This window comes from Micromonospora sp. LOL_025, from assembly GCF_048060285.1.
GTDB lineage: Bacteria > Actinomycetota > Actinomycetes > Mycobacteriales > Micromonosporaceae > Micromonospora.
Window position 1 is genome coordinate 55,837 of the sequence record NZ_JBHMIR010000029.1, and the last position, 17,886, is coordinate 73,722.

The window sequence follows — 17,886 nt, forward strand, 5'->3', positions numbered from 1 at the left end:
CACCTCGACGCTTACGAACGCGATGGACCGCGTGCCGCCCCGACGGCGCTCGGTCCGGCGTTGCCTTAGTAGTGCTTCGTTAGGTTGGGACGAGTTGGCGGCAGAGGGGGCAGAACCCGAGCCAGGTCACGAGTAGGTACTGCAGTTCGCGGAGGACGGCGTACAGGCTCAGGTTCGCCCCACTGCTTTTGGGCGTGCCAGCCTCAGTTGGGTGAGGAACAGTTGGGCGGCCGAGGCGAGGGTGACGTGGCGGTGCCAGCCGATCCAGGAGCGGCCTTCGAAGTGGTCGAGGCCGAGGGCGGTTTTGAGTTCGCGGTAGTCGTGCTCGACGCGCCAGCGGCTCTTGGCCAGGCGGACCAGCTCGGTCAGGGGTGTGTCGGCGGGCTGGTCGGACAGTCAGTAGTCGCTGGGTTCGTCCTGGTCGGGGGGCCATTGCACGAGCAGCCAGCGTTCGGGAAGGACTCCGTCGTCGCCGCGGTGGGGTCCGCGTTGGATCACTCGGCCGGCGGGACGCACCCGCAGGGCGAAGAAGTGTCCGGACAGCTCACCGGCGGGCCGGTCCGGGGTGCGCTCGGGTGCGGGTAGCCGGGCACGCCAGCGCACCAAAGTCGTGGCGTCGGCGCCGTGGGCGAGAGCGAGGTCTTTCGGGCTGCGGGCCGGGTGGGGGTAGCGCGGTGTGGGATGCGGGCCAACTCCGGCGTAGGGCACCTCGACGGGTTGGGCGTCCGGGTTGCGCGGTGGTGGACGACGTGGTTGCCACGATGTAGCCGATGCCGCGTTCGGTCAGGCCCTGACGGAACTCGGCGACCTGGCCGTAGCCGGCGTCGGCGGTCAGCAGTGGTGGGCGTAGTCCCCACTCGGCCAACTCGTCGAGCATCTCCAGGGCCATCAGCCACTTCGGCCGGTACCGCTCGGTGTCGGGGACCTTGGATGCCGCCCGCCGCCGGCGGATCAGCGCGATCTGCTCGGCAGGCGGTACTTGCTGTCGCACATGGGGTTTCTTCGCCCCGGCCTGATCGCGGGTGACCGGCTCGCGGCGCAGCCTACGGGCGTGCGCGTTCACGGGCTTGCCGTCCGGACCGGGCACACACGTGTCGTCCCAGGACTCCGGCATGAGTTCCCCCCGCTTTGATGGAGCGGTGGTTACCTGCTGCCGGCTGGCGCAGGGGTGGCGATAGGTGGCACGGCTGGTTTCGTCTGGCGGCTGTGCCAGTCGGTCTCGTACTCGTTCGGGCTGAGGTAGCCCAGTTCCTTCTGGATGCGGCGGGTGTTGTACCAGCCGTCGATGTAGGCGAAGATCGCGTTCTCGGCCTCGTCGCGAGTCCGCCAGGACGTGCGGTAGACGAGTTCGATCTTCAACGTCGACCAGAAGTTCTCCATCAGCGCGTTGTCGAACGAGTCGCCGACCGACCCCATCGAGGGCAGGAGCCCGTTGTCCTGCAAGCGTTCCGCGAAGCGGAAAGACGTGTAGTTGGCGGATTCAACCGGTCGATCCCCTGTCCGAGTGGTGGATCAACTGGCCGTCGCGGACGTCGCGGGACCAGATGCCGTATTCGAGGGCGGCGAGGATCAGGTCGGTGTCGCAGCGGTCGGAGGTCTTCCATCCCACGATCCGGCGGGAGAACGCGTCGCGGACCGCGGCGTGCCAGAACACGCCCTCGCCGCAGGGAATGCGGGTGGCGTCGGCAACCCAGAGCCGGTTCGGCCCGTCGGCGGTGAACTGCCGGTTGACCAGATCCGGCGCCGGCGTGTGCCGTGGATCCTGACGGGTGGAGCCGCCGCGCCAGCCTCGACGCAGGAACGCCCCCTGCCAGCCCTGGTCGGCCATCAGCCGCTCGATGCGTTTGCGGCCCACGTAGATGCCGTCGCGGCGTAGCTGCCGGTGGACCCGGTCCGCGCCGTAGGTGCGCCCCGATGTCTCCCAGATCTCGTAGATGTTCGAGATCAGCCCCAGGTCGACCACGTCCCGGTCACAGGGCTGCTCGACCTGCTTGACCCACGCGTAGTAGGTCGAAGCACCGATGTTGAGGACCCGTAGCAGGAGCGCGACCGCGAACTGGTCACGGTGTTCGTGGATGAACCTCATGACCGTCGCCGGGTCGGGTCGAGCTCCGCCGCGAATACGCGCTCGCCGCCTTCAGGATCTCGTTCGCCCGACGCAACTCAGCGACTTCCCTACGCAGCCGGCGGTTCTCCTCGGCCATCTCGCTGGTCGGCCGGTCGTGGCGCTCACCCGCGTCAGCCTCGGCCTGCCGGATCCAGTTCCGCAACGCCTCGTGATGCACGCCCAACTGCTCGGCCAGGCGCCGGATCACCGGCTTCGGGTCCGACTCGCGATACAAGCGCACAGCGCGCTGACGTAGCTCGTCGGGGTACTTCTTCGGTGCTGCCACGGACGACTTCCTCCCCACGGCCATCAGACCATGATCAAGAAGCTCCATGAAAGCGGGGTGGCTCACTGCCTCCGGCAACTCCCGGTCCCAGCGGCGCTGCCTGACCACATCGTCGGCAAGTGACTGCCAACCCGAGTACGTGTTCGACAACACCGGCGCACCCTCCGGAACGGGCAGGGTTCCGATCCAGGTGAACCCCGGCGGCACGGCATGCCAGCTGCCAATCGACAAGTGAGCAAGGCGCCCGTCGTGGGCATGATGGTCAAGCGTCAGCGGCTCAACGCCGCGCAGTTCGTCCAGGCCCGGCCGATCTACCGAGTGCCAGCGCAACGCGTACGCCGAGGTCACACGGCCTTCGACACCGGTGACCTGGCATGCCCCAAATCCACCGGCTGACAATCGCATCGCGGCGACATCGCCGGGTCGGACCGCTCGATCAACCACCCGGCGAAGCTACCCGACCCTGACGACCAATGCGCTCTCCCGACCTGTGCGCCGCGGAGCCGGTGGTGATGATCTCGGAGTACGAGCGACTCGGCCCGCCGCCCGCACGCGGGTCAGTGAGGAAGTGGTCGCGGTCGTCGCCGTGGACGATCGCGGCGTTGTAGACGGCGTCGATCGCAGCGGCCAGCGGATCGTCGTTCGCAAGGGCCATCAGGGCGGGAAACGCGGCGGCCTGCTGGAGCGCCCCGACGACGGTGCGGGTGCCGAACCCTGGTGTCGCCAGGCGGAGCGTGACGGTGGTGTGCGGCACCTCGGGATCGGACGAGAGCCGGTTGAACGCGGCCGCACCGCCCTGCTCGGTGAAGGACCGGGGCATCAGGCGACCGGCCTCGGCGGCGGCCAGCGCGTCGGCGATCCACCCGATCTGCTCCAACCCAGCCAACCACGATCAACACCTTCCCCAAGGTCATGAGGTGGTCCGGCACCGCCGAGATCCGCCGGTCTTGCACGAGACCTGACACGGTCCAGAGGTGTGCAGGCATGTCCTCGGCGAGCCGGACCACCACGCGAACGGCTCGCCGAGCCCACGCTGCCGATCTTTTTTGCAGACCTTCAGAGGCCAGGTAACGGGCAGGCATCCCGCGGACCACGGCGGGCCGTTCGGGATTCATTAGGTAACGGGGGTGAACGCTGGGACCAGGAAGGGCCTGGGAGGGCGGTGCCCGCCTCGGGAGCCGGCACCAATCGATGCAACGAATCGTCCTCGGCAGTGGTCACGGGCCGGGCGCGTGGGCATGGCAAGGCCGGCGGAGGCGGCCCGGCCCTCCAACGGGGCGGACGACGACCGGCGGCGCCGACCAGGGCGGAGAACCGACATACAAGTGGGACGTAGAAGCGGCGCAGTCGGATCTGTATACAGGTGGTACCGCTCGTTCCACCAGGGATTGAGCTCTGAGAGAGGGAATGAGATGGCGAACATCATGCGCCGACCTCGCGTCCGCAGCCTCGTCGCCGCCACCGTCGTGGCCGGCGGGCTGGTGCTCGGGACGGCAGCCCCCGCGCAGGCGTACGTGTCACCGACCTACTCGACGAAGGTGAAGTGCGAGGCGGCCCGGCCCGCGTACTTCTCGTCCTGGACGGCGCCCGGCCCCTGCTACAAGGTCGGTCCCACGGCCTTCAGGTTCATCGTCTACACCAAGTAGTGACAGTCGCTGGGACCGCCCGGGATTGCCGGCGAGCCTCGTCGAATGTCCGCAGTCCCGGTCGCCCTGCTCGGCGGAATGGATAACATTGACAAACGCCCTTCGTCATCCACGCGTTCGTGGCCTGCTCGTCGGCGCCACCGTAACCGCGGCCGTGCTGCTCGGCCTGGCCGCGCCCGCCCAGGCGGACTACCGGAGTCCGCTCTACCCGACGCCCTGGGCCTGCGAGGCGGCCAGACCGACCTACACCAGTTCCTGGACGTCGCCGGGGCCATGCAGGATGACATACACCGCGAACGGCGCCCGGTGGTACTTCATCGTGCAGACACGCTCCTGAGGCCCCTACACTCACCCACCCTGGCGCGAAGAAGGCCCCTCAGCGCGATGCTGGGGGGCCTTCTCTGTCGTTGCGGACGGGTCAGCCGACGGGGCCGATCTGCTTGGCCAGGTTGACGAACGACGCCCAGTTGCCCGGCGCGAACGCCAGCGTGCCGCCCTCCCGGTCCTTGGTGTCGCGGACGAGGACGACGCCCGGGAGGTTGTCGGCAACCTCCACGCACGACCCACCGTTGTTGCCGCTCCTGGTGCTCTTGCGCCACTGCGCGCCGGTCATGTCCATGATCCTGCCGCTTCCCTGATCAGGTCCAGTGACTGAGTACGAGAGAGGGCTTCGCTCCTGATGCGCTCCCACCTGAGATTCAGGGTAGCAACCTCCGCAGCCTCATTAACTATCTGTGCTTGCGCCTGGCTGTCGACGTGCGCGACATGCTCCCCGCTGGGCAGCTCGGCCGTGATGAAGCCACCGCCCAGGCCGGGGTACATGCCGACGTCCCTCGGTACGATGAGCACCTGGACGGTCGGCAGATCGGCGCACTCGGCCAGGTGGTTGACCTGCTCGCACATCAGCTCGCGGTTGCCGTACGCCGACTGGTAGAGCACCAGCTCGTGCATGACGGCGACCAGCAGGGGTGGGCGCTCCCGGTGCAGGATGCCGCGCCGCTCGATGCGGGACGCCACGCTGTCGTCGACCTCGGACGGTGTCAACGCCTCACCGCGTAGGGTGGCCCGCGCGTACGCCTCGGTCTAAAGCAGGCCGGGCACCCAGGCGTGCTCGAACCACCGCAGGCCGACCGCCTCCCGCTCCCAGTCGACCCACGCCCGCAGCCACTGCGGCTCGCGTCGCTTCAGGACATCGGGCCATAGGTCCCCGACGTCCCAACCAAGGATGGCGGCCACCGTGGCGCGTCGGCGCGGCTGAGGCACGCGTCCCGGGGAGGTCCACCGCGCTGCGGTCTTCGGGTCGACCCCGGTCTGAGCGGCCAGACTCTCGGCCGTCTCGCGGGCCTTGGCCATGGCCAATTGAAGTGCGTGGTTCATTCCGCCTCCATCATGGACGTCCCGAACGTCGCCGACAATAAACCAACGTCGTGTACTGATCCCGTCACTCTGGGCAAGGTGTCGTAATGCGGACCCGCTCCCGTGTCGGCGGGCCAGACGGTCGGCCGGCGGCTGTGGCCGGTGGCAGGGGTGGACATCGGCACTCCTGGGGCTGGCTTCAGAACAGAGCGAGTTGCTGTTGGTCGGTCAGGGAGTGCCAGAGCCGGTCGAAGCCGGGGCGGGCCTTGTCGAGCGGGCCGATGGTGGTGAGCGCAAGCAGGTGCTCGACGGCTGGGTAGGGCGGGGCGGCGCGTTGCAGCCAGACGCGCGGTATGCCGAGGTCGTCGACGGCGACGGCGGTCCCGGCGGCGGCAGCGCGGTGGTCCAGTTCGGCGCGTAGCGCGGCGTGGTCGCCGGTGGCGAGGCGACGCACGCTGCGCCAGGCGGTGCCTTTGCGCTCGGGTGTTCCGGTGCGTGCGGTGTACACGCGGCGGATCTCCAGCAGGTTCCACGCGGCGTTCGCGCGCCTGTTGGCGGCGTGGCGTAGGACGGTGGTGAGACCGTGGGCGGCGGTGAACTGGTGGGCGCTGGTGCGGCCGAACAACGCTGATCGTGGGTTGCAGGCCAGTGCTGTGTGTTCGAGGGCGAGGGCTTCGGCGCCGGCGGCCGGCTCGTGGCGCCACCGGTCGGCGAGCTCGGTGGGGTTGGACAGCGCGAACGGGCAGTAGGTGCAGCAGCTGCGCTGCCACCGCACCTGTAGGTGTCGCGGAGAAGTCCAGCGCGCGCGGGCGCGGTCCCAGCCCCACGCGGCGAGGGGGTGGTAGGGGCGGCGGGCGTTGCGGGTGTAGTTGGTGTCGCGGTCGATGCGGCGTTGCTCGTCGGCGGAGAAGCCGAGGACGTGGGTGTAGCCGGGGCCGATGTTGTCGCGGATCCAGGCGTCGAGGGGTTCGCCCTTGGCGCGGATGGAGCACAGCCGGCGGCCGTGCGCGACCTGGGGGACGGTCGCGGTAGCGCGCAGTTCGTCGGACAGTCGCCACGGTCCGCGCATCTTCATGACCATCGGGGTGACACTGTCGTCGAGGACGGCGTAGCCGGCGGTGGTGCTCTGTCCGGCGCGGGAGAGCTGGACGTCGCGCACCTGGTGGGCCCGCAGTAGCGGTAGGACGTGGGTGGTCATGAGCTGGCCGGTTGCGGCGTGCTCGTCGCCGGTCATGCTGGTGAGCACGACCAGGCGGTTGAGGTCGAATCCGCGGCTGCCGGGGTCGGTGAGCCATCGGGTGAGAACGGCAACGCTGTCGACGCCCATGCATCTCTCGCATGCTCGGAGTTGTTGCGTTCGATTCGTTGGTCTTGTTGTCGTGGCACTGTTGGGCATGGAGAAGAACCCTTTTCTTAGCAAAAGGTGGAGTGACGGCTGCATGGTTAGGCAAGCTGCCAGGTGCCCTTGCTCAGCTTCCGGGACCGCGGACATCCGGATCGGAATTGCAGGCACCGGCCAGAATCGAGTCGCCTCATGTCGAGGCGCTGCAACGCAGCATCACCCTGTTCGAAGAGTGGGACCACCAGCACGATGGTGGACTCGCCCGTGCAGCGATGGCCGGACAACTCGAATGGGCATGCCGGGTCGCCCGCCAGGCGTCGGCAACGGAAACAGTACGCCGAACCTGGCTATCGACGGCAGCACGACTTTCTGACCTTGCCGGATGGGCATGCTTCGATTCAGGCGATAGACCCAGCACAGCCCAGCGATACCTCGCTATGGCGATCCAGATGGCCAGCGAAGCCGAGGACATGCAGCAGCGGGCACACACCGCCACCACCTTGAGCAGGCACCTCACTTACGTCGGGCAGGTCTCGGACGCTCTTAATGTGATTGGCCTCGTCCACTCAGATTGGCGGAAAATCCCTCCGCTGGGACGTGCGGCGGTTCGGATCGTGGAGGCTCGCGCCTATGCAAGAAGCCATGACGGGGCAGCTTGCATACGCGCGGTCGCTTTATGCGATGAGGAGTTCGCTGCCAGCGGGTTGGATGGGCCGGAAGATCCAGTTTGGGGCTACTACGCCGATGTCAGCAGGCGGACACACTTCTCAATCGATTGCAGTCCGCGTACTCCCACCATCCGATGGAAGCTGCCAGATCGCGGGCTCTCACCATGATCCGGATCGCCCGCCTCCAGGTGCGCAGCGGCAATTTCGCCGATGGATTGAAATCGATACAGGCTGGCTTGGCAGACGCACGGGACGTCCACTCCAGCCGGCTACGGGATGACCTCTGCGCCCTTGGCTCCATCCTCGCGAACACAGATCCGGAGACAGACCTTGTAGGTGAGTGGGAGGCGGCGCGGGCGCACGTAGCGGAGGCTGTGCGCTCACAGATTTAATAGCCCGTCCAGCCGGCAGGAGCGGTTTCGTCTCGCAACGTGTCGATACGATGCCTTATCTGACGCTGCCGTTGCAGATCATTGTCCGCTGACTGAGCCAGCCATAGAGTCATCCGCAGCATGCGAGCCAGTCGCAGTTCTGACCACGACGGGCTCAGGCGGACATCGAATTCATACGTCTGAACGAAGTCAACGTACTCCTTATCGGAGAACCACCCACACTCGTAATAAAGGGCCGTCAGGGTCAGATCCCATTCCGGCGGTCCGATACACACTGTCTCCAGATCCACGAATGCTTCTCGGCCGTCTGCCGTCACCAGGAGATTCTCCATATGCGCGTCGCCGTGCAGCACTGCCTCGCCGAGCGTGAATTCCGCAGTGGCCCACCGGCCCGAGAGATGATCGCGGAGTTGGCGCAGAAAAGTGCGGTCGCTAGCATCGAGGCAGGCGCTCGTCCGTAACGCTCTTCGAACCTGTCAAACGGCGACAAAATAGGCAAGGATTTTTCCGGGATGGCAACCGCGTGTAGCCGACGCAGACACTTGGCTAGGGTGACCAAGTCGGCCGGCCGGCTATCGGCCAGGTACTCCCACAGCGACACCACGTACTGTCCGACGATTAATGGCTCCGGCCGTGCGGGGTGAACGACAGGCACCTGGCGCGAGGCGAACCAGGCAGCAATGTCGATCTCCCGACGGGGGTCGCTCCCCTTGGCCGCCCTTGGCACCACTCGCGCCAGCACACCAGCGCTAGGCAGCAGGACCACACCGTTCTCGCCCACACGCACCACGCTAGCGTCGTGAGCCGGAAGGCCCGCTCCGATGGCAGCCAACTTCACCGCGTCGATCGCCTCTTCCTCACGCACGCGACCATCCTCCCCTCGGCCAGGCACCGACAGCCACACCACGGCCATCGAGGATGACGCAGCCGACAGGCGGGCTGGGGCTCGTGGTGCCCAGACCAAAAGTGTGTTCGACCAGGTCGTTGCGGTCCGGGAGGGCACGGACGAAAGGTCGCACCGAGACGGCAATGACCGAGCGGGACAGGAGCGGCGAGTCGCGGCAGCGCGGCACCACCGCGAAAGATCCACGACCTGCTGCCACCGACAGGCGCCTTACCAATAAGCAATCATGAATGCAGGCCTTTACATCAGCCTGCGTGCGCCCTCAGTATGTCGTGCTCATCTCGCATGACCACTGGGATCACCTCGACTATCCGACGGTCAAAGCCATGGCAGGCTGGTCAGCCACCACGTTCGTGGTGCCACTCGGGATAGGGGCGCACCTGGAGCGGTGGGGTATCCCGGCGGACCGGATTCGTGAGCTCGACTGGTGGGAGAGTGTCACTGTCGGCTCCGTGGAGCTCGTTCCCACACCTGCCCGGCACTCATCCGCCCGGGACCCGCTGCGCAGCAACGAAACCCTGTGGTCGGGGTGGGCGTTGCGGGGCCCGCAGCACCGGGTGTGGTACTCAGGCGACACCGGGTACTTCGCCGATCTCGCGCAGATCGGGCAACGCCTCGGCCCGTTCGACGTGCCCCTGATCGACTCCGGGCAGTACGACCCGAAATGGCCGGACACCCATCTGAGCCCGGAGCTCGCCGTCGAAGCGAACGCACTGGTGCGCGGTGAGCTGATGATTCCGATGCACTGGGGACGGTTCAGCCTCGCGCCACACAGCTGGACCGAACCGGTCGAGCGGGTACGAGCCGAAGCGACATGCCGCGGGCAGCGTTACCTGGCACTCGTGCCCGGGGTGCCGACCGAGCCGACCGAAGATGCGGTCGCCGGGCAACAGCAGTGGTGGCCGGCATGCCGTGGCGCACAGCTGCGGAAGCGCCGATCAAACCAACGGTCAACGGCGATCCCGACCAGCGAGTCGACATCGCCCTCTGTTCGACCGGCGGCCGGTAGGTCGAGCTGGATGCCGGTGTGGCAATGACGGAGCCACCGTGTTCATTCCAGCGTCGTCGCGGTGTAGTCGGCCAGCGCATCGAGAAGTTCGGTCTGAAAGTCGACGTCGCGAGCGGCCGGATGCGGTTCGCGGCGTTGCTGGTGGTGCCAATAGTCGCCGCTGGTGAGCGCCGCCGGCTCGTAGCCAGGCCGACGGCGATCGCGCCCAGCAGGGCACCGGACTCGCGACGGTACTCCCCCGGTGCCCGCCTCACCTGCCCATCGCACTACGAGAAGCCGCGGCTCGCCAGCCCGTGACGGATGGCCGACAGAGACAAGGCGCTGGCTCGCGACTGGCCGGAGCTGGCCGCGCGGATGGCCGCCGCCCTCACTTGGGAAGGCGGCCGGCGCCGCACCGATCCGCCGCTGCCGCCCGGCCGCTTAGGAGTTTCCGGTAGGCGACGGCGCTCGCCGCCCGCCGGGCCTCGTGATCACCGCCGATGCCCGCACTGCCAGCGCGGGCCGCATCACCTCGCCGAACGCGGCGCGCACCGGATCCTGCGGGTATCCGGCCGATAGGGGTCACCTCACTGTTCCGGTTGACCCGTATCGAGTACGAGACCATCATGACCTCACCGACCAGCGAGGTCGCGTGACTGAGTCTGTCACCTGCCGCCGCAGCAGGCCGACGGACGCCACAGGGCTTGCGCCAGTCCGGCCAGTCGTCACGGAACGGAGTTGTCCCACGATGGCCCGCCATGCCGATCTCAACATGTTGACCGCGCTCGACGCGCTGCTCACCGAGTGCAGCGTCACCCGGGCTGCCGAGCGACTGCAGATCAGCCAGCCTGCGATGAGCTCGGCTCTGGCCCGGCTACGCCGTCATTTCGGCGACGACCTGCTTGCCCGGGTCGGACACAGCTATCAGCTCACCCCGCTCGCGGCTCGGCTTGCCGCGCCGACCGCTCACGCGGTCGCGGCCGCCGATCAGGTCCTCGGTGCCCAACCCGACTTCGATCCGGCGCTGTCGCGGCGCACCTTCACCGTGATCATGTCCGATTACGCCCTGACTGTTCTCGGCGCCGCCGTAGCGGCGCTGATCGACCAGCGGGCGCCGCGTGTGCGATTGCATGTCCAGCCCACCACCCGGCACAACGTCGATCAAGCCGCCGAGGAGTTGCGCGAGGTCGACCTGCTGGTGCTGCCGCACGGCATCGTCACCGGGCTGCCACACCGCAACCTGTACCAGGACGAGTGGGCGTGCCTGGTGGACGCTGCCACAGACGCCGAGCTGACCGGGGAAGATCTGGCCCGCCGGTCCTGGGTGCTGACTTACCACGACGGGACGGCAATCACCACTGCCGCCCGGGAACTGCGCACCCACGGCATCGATCTCGACGCGCGGCTGGTCGTCGAAAGCTACACCGTGCTGCCCGCTCTGATTGCCGGCACGGACCGGGTAGCCCTGGTGCAACGACAGCTCGGGGCAGCGATGGCGGCCGCCGGACAGGTGCGGATGGTGGACTGCCCGTTCCCGACTGCGCCGATCGTCGAAGCGATGTGGTGGCATCCGGGACACGGCAACGACCGGGCACATCAATGGCTGCGTCAGTGCTTCGCCGACGCGGCCATCCAGATCCAGCAATGACCGCGACGGCCTTCGTGTATTAACACGACGGATACATCGCATAAACAATCTCGTCTTCTCTGACGCCCTGCCCCTCAGGCACGGTGACGGCACGCCCGCGCGCCGTCCCCACCCGCAGCTACCGCGCGGGTACGCCGCGGGAACCGAGGAGGCCCCATGCGACCACGTCGACAACACCACTTGACAACCTCAACCAGCATCGGCCGCAGAACGGGGGGCGCCTTCCTCGCTGTCCTCGCATCCGCCGGCGCTTTCGCGGTCGCCGGCCCGACCCCGTCGGCATGGGCCGCGACCACTCCTGACTTCGGTCCGAACGTGAAGATCTTCGACGTGGGTACGCCGGTCGCTGAGATCAACTCGTACTTGCAGAGCATCTCGGTCAACTCGGAGTTCAGCGCCAACCGGCACGCGGTGTATTTCAAGCCCGGCGTCTACGGCAGTGCCGCTGGCCAGGACAATCCCGCAACCGCCACCGGCATCGTCAACAGCGAGGTCGGCTACTACACCTCGATCGCGGGACTGGGAGCCTCGCCCACCAGCGTCAAGATCAACGGCGCGCTGCACTCCGAGCCGCGTCAGAACGCCGACGGATCCTCTGACGGCCTGACCAACTTCTACCGGTCGTTGGCCAACATCTCGATCAACCCCATCCAGCGCCCGGTGGGCGCAGACGCCCAGCGGCCCAGGCCGGAAGGCGTCGCGCCGGCTCACACCATGCGCTGGGCGACCTCTCAGGCGTCCTCGTTGCGCCGGGTCGACATCCAGGGCAACCTGGATCTGAACGGCGCCTACGGGGCCACGCTCTTCGGCGCCACGATGGCGGACAGCCGCATCAGCGGCAACGTCAACAGCGGCGGTGACGCCGGCCCCGGCCAGGCACAGTACTTCGTGCGCGACAGCCAGATCGGCAGCTGGAGCGGCGGCTCGGCAGATCTGGTGTTCTCCGGCGTCCAGGGCGCGCCGGCGAGCGACTTCACCGGCCGTGGTATCACCACGCTGGCGGCCACCCCGACGTCCAGGCCGGCTCCGTTCCTCACTCTGAGTGGCGACACCTACTCGGTCTTCGTGCCGAAGGTGCGCACCAACGCCTCCGGTGTGAACTGGGCGACCGACAGCACCGCGGGCACCAGCATTCCCATCTCCCGCTTTCACATCGCGAAGGCCGCCACCGACACCGCCGCGACGATCAACAACGCACTGGCCTCCGGCAAACATCTCATCCTCACCCCGGGCATCTACCGCCTCGACCGTCCCGTCACTGTGACCCGGGCCGACACGGTCATCATGGGCATGGGTTACGCGACTCTGGCACCCACCGGCGGACAGGCCGCCATCGAGGTCGGCGATGTCAAGGGCGTTGTCATCTCCAGTCTGCTCGTTGACGCCAGCCCTGGCAGCAACGTCCTGGTCAAGGTCGGCACGGGCAACGCCAACACCATCGGCGACGCCACGAACCCGACCACGCTGAGCGATCTCTTCGTCCGGATTGGCGGCGCCCAGGCCGGATCGAGCAAGATCGCATTGGAGGTCAACCAGAGCAAGGTCATCCTCGATGACAACTGGCTCTGGCGTGCCGACCACGGCAGCGGGGTGGGCTGGACGAACAACACGAGCGACACCGGGCTCGTCGTCAACGGCGTCGACGTGACCGCCCTCGGCCTGTTCGTCGAGCACCACCAGAAGAACCAGGTCATCTGGAACGGCGAGCGCGGCAGGACGATCTTCTACCAGAGCGAGTTCCCGTACGATCCGCCGAACCAGGCCACGTGGATGGACGGGACCAAGGAGGGTTACGCCTCCTACAAGGTCGCGCCCAGCGTGACCACCCACTCAGCTACCGGAACCGCGATCTACACCCTGTTCCTCGACTCCACCTTCGCCGGCACACCGGTGCACGCCTGGACCTCCATTGAGGCGCCCCGGCGGGCCAGCGTCCGGTTCACGTCGATGACGACCGCAGTGATCGCCTTCGAGGGTGGCATCCGGCATATCGTCAACACCACTGGCGCGGCCGTGGACTCGACCCAGCCCAACCAGGTCGTCCCCGGCTTCACGGCGGCGGCCCGACTGGCGTCCTATCCGAGCTGATCACTGACCGGCGCTGAGCGGCGCCCAACGACGGCGGAGGGCCCTCGATCGTTATATGCGATCGGGGGCCGTCCGGGTCGTGCTGACGCCACTGGATTGACGAGGCACCAGTTCCGGCTGGAAGACCACCTGCCGATGCTGGTGTCGTCGCGGGTTGTCGATCTCATCGAACAGCAACTCGGCGGCGACCCGGCCGAGCTCGGACCGGGGCTGGCGTACCGACGTCAGTGGGACGGCCGCCGCCGCCGCGTACTCGATGTCGTCGTAACCGACGATCGCCAGATCGGCGGGAACTCGCAGCCCTCTCCGGATGACTGCCTGAAGTACGCCGAGGGCGAGCAGGTCATTGGCGCAGAAGACCGCGTCCGGCCGCCGGTCGGCGCAGCGGTCGGCGATCGCCCACCCCGCGGCGCGGCCCTCCACGACGTTGACGGCCGTGGTCTCCACGACCTCGATCGTCGCGCCGGCAGCCTGCGCGGCCTCCCGGGCGCCGGCAAGCCGGGCAGCCACCTGCGGCACCGACAGAGGGCCGCCCACGTACACCAGCCTGCGGTATCCCTGCTCGGCGAGGTGGCGCCCGGCGAGCCGACCACCGGTGTGGTCATCGACTGACACACCGCACAGACCGTGCCTGCCCGAACCACGGTCCAGCAGGGTCACCGGGGTGCCGCGCCGCACCAGACCCTCGACCCCGGTTCCGGCCACGTCGACCGGGCTGACAAGCACACCCTGCACAAGCTGGGTCTCGAGCCGGCCGTAGTATCCCTGTTCGCGTTCGGTGGATTCGCCGCTGTTGTACAGCATGACCACGATGTCGCGCTGGTCGGCGACCTGCTCGGCGCCGCGAGCGAGGTCGGCGAAGAACGGGTTGGTGATGTCCGGGACGATCAGCCCGATGGTGCGGCTGCGCCCTGCGGCCAGGGACCGGGCCGCCTCGTTGGGCCGGTAGCCGAGGTCGGCGATGGCGGCGATGACCCGGTCGCGAGTCTTGGCTGTCACGGAGTGTGGGCGGTTGAGCACATTACTGACGGTGCCGACCGACACCTTCGCATGCGCGGCGACATCCTCGATTCGCGCCATGGATCGAGGGTATGCCAGACGCTTCAGCTCATAGCCGGCCGGGCACCCCCCGGAGGGCGGGGTTGGACGGCAACCGATGACCTCTGGTTGCGCGTGTCGCTGTCGTGTTGAATCGTTACAAATTCGCGCATCCGCAGATGAACGCGGTGTATCCAACCTGTCAATGGCAGGTATCAGCATGACCTTCTTGACGGCCCCGCCGGGCACCTCGAAGCTTTAGACGCTTCAAAGTGAAGCCATCCCGCAGTCGTCAAGGAGGACCTGTGGCATCCACAAACCGACGGACCCGTCCCGTCCACGCTGCGGCGGCGCTCGGCGCCCTCGCGCTCGTCCTGACCACTGCGGCCTGTGGCGGAGGAGAGGGTGGCAGCGATTCAAGCGGCACCTCAGCGAAGAACTTCACGTTCCTCGCAATCAACGAGAACACCACCGTCCCGACCACGCTGACCACCCTGAGCCAGAAGGAGTGCGCCACCCAGAACACGGCGCAACCGCTGGAGATCAAGAAGCAGGCCCAGGGAAGCCTCGACCAGCAACTGCAGCTACTCGCCGGACAGGGCGCCCTACCGCAGACGTTCATCGCCGCGAACGCTCCGTCGCTGACCAAGCAGCTCGCCGACAACGGCTCGGTGCTCGACACCGCCCCGATCTCGACCGGTGTGCTACCGGCAGCGTCCTCGACGATCAAGGCGCTCTTCGACGGTCAGCAGCTCGTCCTGCCCACCGAGCTCAACATCGAGGGAATCTGGTACAACAAGAAGCTCCTTACCGACAACGGCATCACCACCCCCACCACCTGGGAAGAGCTTGTCGCGGCGTTCGCCAAGCTGCAGGGCGCCGGTATCCAACCCATCTCACAGGCAGGCAAGGGCGGTGACGGCTGGGGCGTCACCCGCTGGGTCGGCAATTACATCCTGCGCCAGCAGGGCCCCGACGCGCTGAAGAAGGTCGCCGACGGCCAGGCGAAGCTCACCGACCCGCAGTACGTGGCAGCAGCCGACGCCATCGCCGCGCTCGGCAAAGCCGGCTACTTCGGCAAGTCGCCCACCTCGATCGACTACGCCACCGCGCTGAACACCTTCCTCACCGGCAAGGCCGCGTTCATCTACATGGGCTCCTGGGCGCTGTCGGACTTCAACGACACCGCCAAGAACCAGATCGGCGCGGACAACATCGGCTTCCTCAAGTTCCCAACGGTCGCCGGCGGCGCCGGTAGCGCCGACCAGATGCCTGCCAACGTCGGCACTGCCGTCGCGGTGTCCAAGAAGGCCTACGACAACGACCCGAAGACCCAGGCCTGGGTCAAGTGCATCGTCGAGAACTACGGCATGGTGGCGTTGCGCGACTCCAACCAGATCAGCGGCTTCGCCACCGACGGCAGCGTCCAGGTACCCGCGCTGACCAAGCAGATCCAGGATGAGATCGGAAAGGTCCAGACCAGCGTGCTGTGGTTCGAGGCATATTTCCCCGCCAAGGCCACCACCGTCAGCCAGGGCAACGGCGGCCTGCTCGCCGCAGGCCAGCTGACCGGCGAGAAGTTCATGCAGACGGTAAGCACCAACCTGAGCTGATCACCATCTCGCGGAGGCCCGTCCACGGCGGGCCTCCGCGAGCAGAAAGGCGAGCTGATGCACAGCGTCCTGGGTGACCGGCGGTCGGTCGCCATCCTTCTCGGACCGGCCTTGCTGGTCTACTCCCTGATCATGCTGGTACCGATGCTCTGGTCGCTCGGCTACACGTTCTTCACCGGCAGCGTCATCACCGGCTTCACCTGGGCCGGCGGTGCCAACTTCGGTAAACTGCTCGACGATCCGGCCATGCCGGACTCGCTGTGGTTCACCGTCAAGTACGCAGCGGTCATCACCGTCGGGCAGGTACTCGTCGGATACCTGCTGGCCCTGCTCTACGTGTTCTTCCTCCGCCGGGCCGGTTCCATCGTACGGACCCTCGTCTTCTTCCCGGTGATCCTGCCTACCGTCGCGGTGGCCCTGCTGTTCCAGAAGTTCTTCGAGTACGCCCCGCAGACCGGCCCGGTCAACGCGATGATCGAAGCGGCCGGTGGCACCGGTGTCGACTGGTTCGCCACGCCGGGTAACGCCTTCCTCGTGGTCGCGCTGATGGACATCTGGCGCTCGATGGGCTTCTACGCTGTCCTGCTCTATGCCGGCCTGCTCGACATCCCCGACGAGATGATGGAGGCCGCCGCAATGGACGGCGCGAGCACCTGGCGGCTGATCCGCAGCATCATCGTTCCGCTGTCAATGCCCGTCCTGGTGTCGTCTCTGGTGTTCAGCATCAACGGCACGCTGAAAGCCTTCGACTCCATATACGCCCTCACCGGCGGAGGGCCGGGCAGCGCCACCACCCCGCTGACGCTGTACATGTACCAGACCTCGTTCGCCTACGGCGACTACGGCTACGGTTCGACGATCGCGCTCACGCTGACCGTCGTGTGCCTGCTGGTTACCGTCTTCATCTTCCGCGCGACCCGCCGCGACCTGGCGCAGGGGTAGACACATGGCACTTATCACCGACCGGACGGCGAGCCAACCTGCCCCGCCCGCACGGTCCGCGCGCCTCTCCCGTAACCGTAAGCGGTCACTGAGCAGGCTGCCTGGCTACGCCTGCGTCGCACTACTGCTCATCGTGGTGGTCTACCCGCTGGTCTGGCTGTTCCTGGGCTCCTTCAAGACCCAGGACGAGTTCCTCAACGGTTCCACCACCGCGTTGCCAGACAGCTTCACCAACTTCGACAACTACTCGCAGGCATGGTCGTCAGTCGCCACATACCTGCAGAACTCGCTGCTGACCGTGCTGCCCGCCCTCGCGCTGATCATCGCGTTCGGCACCGCCGCCGGGTTCGCCCTCGAGGTTCTGGTCTGGAGAGGGCGGCAGACCACCCTGCTGCTGTTCCTGGCCGGCATCATGATCCCCGGCCAGATGATCCTGCTGCCGCTGTTCAGCGTCTACTTCCAGTTGCACCTGACCGGAACCCTGTGGCCGCTGATCATCACTTACACTGCCACCGGCCTGCCGCTGACCGTCTTCATGATGGCCACCTACTTTCGGGCCATTCCCAAGTCGGTCTTCGAAGCCGCGACCATGGACGGCGCGAGCATCATCCGCTCGTTCGTCTCCATCGGCTTCCCGATGATGCGCAACTCGATCCTCACCATCGCGCTCGTGCAGTTCTTCTTCCTCTGGAACGACCTGCTCATCGCTCTGACCTTCACCACCGACGACGCACAGCGCACCGTGCAGGTCGGCCTGCTCAACTTCACCGGACAGTTCGGCGTCGTCGAGTACGGTCTGCCCTTCCCCTCGTAACGTGGAGGCCAGAACTTGAGGGATAGAGGTTCATGGCTGAGACGAGACGCCGGT

At 67.1% G+C, this 17,886-nt stretch carries 16 protein-coding genes and 2 pseudogenes; 7 read left to right on the forward strand and 11 right to left on the reverse strand.

What is annotated here, in order from left to right:
• Positions 1 to 168 precede the first annotated feature (168 nt).
• The 5 genes and pseudogenes from ACFHW0_RS26155 to ACFHW0_RS26175 all read right to left on the reverse strand — a co-directional run.
• Positions 169 to 1,114: pseudogene (locus ACFHW0_RS26155) on the reverse strand (IS701 family transposase); the annotation flags it as partial.
• 29 nt (positions 1,115 to 1,143) lie between these two features.
• Entirely contained in the window at positions 1,144 to 1,443 is a 300-nt protein-coding gene (locus tag ACFHW0_RS26160; protein ID WP_416611733.1) for a transposase, read from the reverse strand.
• A gap of 37 nt (positions 1,444 to 1,480) precedes the next feature.
• Positions 1,481 to 2,086 (reverse strand): IS3 family transposase, encoded by a 606-nt coding sequence (locus ACFHW0_RS26165; protein WP_416611735.1) that lies wholly within the window; start codon positions 2,084 to 2,086, stop codon positions 1,481 to 1,483.
• Positions 2,061 to 2,837: a transposase gene (locus tag ACFHW0_RS26170; RefSeq protein WP_416611737.1), complete on the reverse strand. Its 777-nt coding sequence runs from the start codon at positions 2,835 to 2,837 to the stop codon at positions 2,061 to 2,063. The genes ACFHW0_RS26165 and ACFHW0_RS26170 overlap by 26 nt, the downstream gene beginning before the upstream one ends.
• Entirely contained in the window at positions 2,830 to 3,279 is a 450-nt protein-coding gene (locus ACFHW0_RS26175) for a hypothetical protein (RefSeq protein WP_416611739.1), read from the reverse strand. Before ACFHW0_RS26175 ends, ACFHW0_RS26170 begins: the two co-directional genes overlap by 8 nt.
• A gap of 526 nt (positions 3,280 to 3,805) precedes the next feature.
• On the opposite strand from ACFHW0_RS26175, the gene ACFHW0_RS26180 reads away from it, so the two are divergent.
• The gene (locus ACFHW0_RS26180; RefSeq protein ID WP_416611741.1) at positions 3,806 to 4,039 is read left to right on the forward strand and encodes a hypothetical protein; all 234 of its coding nucleotides are present in this window, start codon (positions 3,806 to 3,808) and stop codon (positions 4,037 to 4,039) included.
• Positions 4,040 to 4,457: 418 nt separating this feature from the next.
• On the opposite strand, the gene ACFHW0_RS26185 is transcribed toward ACFHW0_RS26180, so the two are convergent.
• From ACFHW0_RS26185 to ACFHW0_RS26205, 5 genes and pseudogenes are all read right to left on the reverse strand, one after another.
• Positions 4,458 to 4,652 (reverse strand): DUF397 domain-containing protein, encoded by a 195-nt coding sequence (locus ACFHW0_RS26185; RefSeq protein WP_416611742.1) that lies wholly within the window; start codon positions 4,650 to 4,652, stop codon positions 4,458 to 4,460.
• Positions 4,649 to 5,416: pseudogene (locus ACFHW0_RS26190) on the reverse strand (DUF5753 domain-containing protein). Before ACFHW0_RS26190 ends, ACFHW0_RS26185 begins: the two are co-directional and overlap by 4 nt.
• Positions 5,417 to 5,594: 178 nt before the next feature.
• Entirely contained in the window at positions 5,595 to 6,722 is a 1,128-nt protein-coding gene (locus ACFHW0_RS26195; protein ID WP_416611744.1) for a hypothetical protein, read from the reverse strand.
• A 1,071-nt stretch (positions 6,723 to 7,793) separates the two neighbouring features.
• Entirely contained in the window at positions 7,794 to 8,216 is a 423-nt protein-coding gene (locus ACFHW0_RS26200) for a phosphotransferase family protein (protein ID WP_416611769.1), read from the reverse strand.
• On the reverse strand, positions 8,111 to 8,662 hold the full coding sequence (locus ACFHW0_RS26205) for a hypothetical protein (RefSeq protein ID WP_416611746.1): 552 nt from the start codon (positions 8,660 to 8,662) through the stop codon (positions 8,111 to 8,113). Before ACFHW0_RS26205 ends, ACFHW0_RS26200 begins: the two co-directional genes overlap by 106 nt.
• 293 nt (positions 8,663 to 8,955) lie before the next feature.
• Here ACFHW0_RS26205 and ACFHW0_RS26210 point away from each other — a divergent pair, with 293 nt between their 5' ends.
• The 3 genes from ACFHW0_RS26210 (at position 8,956) to ACFHW0_RS26220 (ending at position 13,425) form a co-directional block, all read left to right on the forward strand.
• A complete protein-coding gene (locus tag ACFHW0_RS26210) occupies positions 8,956 to 9,738 on the forward strand; it encodes an MBL fold metallo-hydrolase (RefSeq protein ID WP_416611748.1) in 783 nt (260 codons plus the stop codon).
• A 699-nt stretch (positions 9,739 to 10,437) separates the two neighbouring features.
• The gene (locus tag ACFHW0_RS26215; protein WP_416611750.1) at positions 10,438 to 11,337 is read left to right on the forward strand and encodes a LysR family transcriptional regulator; all 900 of its coding nucleotides are present in this window, start codon (positions 10,438 to 10,440) and stop codon (positions 11,335 to 11,337) included.
• A gap of 315 nt (positions 11,338 to 11,652) precedes the next feature.
• Positions 11,653 to 13,425: an adenylyl cyclase gene (locus tag ACFHW0_RS26220; protein ID WP_416611752.1), complete on the forward strand. Its 1,773-nt coding sequence runs from the start codon at positions 11,653 to 11,655 to the stop codon at positions 13,423 to 13,425.
• A gap of 51 nt (positions 13,426 to 13,476) precedes the next feature.
• Here ACFHW0_RS26220 and ACFHW0_RS26225 read toward each other — a convergent pair whose 3' ends face one another.
• Positions 13,477 to 14,505 carry a LacI family DNA-binding transcriptional regulator gene (locus tag ACFHW0_RS26225; RefSeq protein WP_416611754.1) on the reverse strand — a complete coding sequence of 343 codons (1,029 nt, stop codon included), beginning with the start codon at positions 14,503 to 14,505 and terminating at the stop codon, positions 13,477 to 13,479.
• Between the two features lie 263 nt (positions 14,506 to 14,768).
• On the opposite strand from ACFHW0_RS26225, the gene ACFHW0_RS26230 reads away from it, so the two are divergent.
• From ACFHW0_RS26230 to ACFHW0_RS26240, 3 genes are read left to right on the forward strand one after another with little or no spacing between them, the layout of a single operon-like run.
• Positions 14,769 to 16,076: an ABC transporter substrate-binding protein gene (locus ACFHW0_RS26230; protein ID WP_416611756.1), complete on the forward strand. Its 1,308-nt coding sequence runs from the start codon at positions 14,769 to 14,771 to the stop codon at positions 16,074 to 16,076.
• 57 nt (positions 16,077 to 16,133) lie between these two features.
• On the forward strand, positions 16,134 to 17,018 hold the full coding sequence (locus ACFHW0_RS26235) for a carbohydrate ABC transporter permease (protein ID WP_416611758.1): 885 nt from the start codon (positions 16,134 to 16,136) through the stop codon (positions 17,016 to 17,018).
• A gap of 4 nt (positions 17,019 to 17,022) precedes the next feature.
• Entirely contained in the window at positions 17,023 to 17,832 is an 810-nt protein-coding gene (locus tag ACFHW0_RS26240) for a carbohydrate ABC transporter permease (RefSeq protein ID WP_416611760.1), read from the forward strand.
• Positions 17,833 to 17,886: the final 54 nt, after the last annotated feature.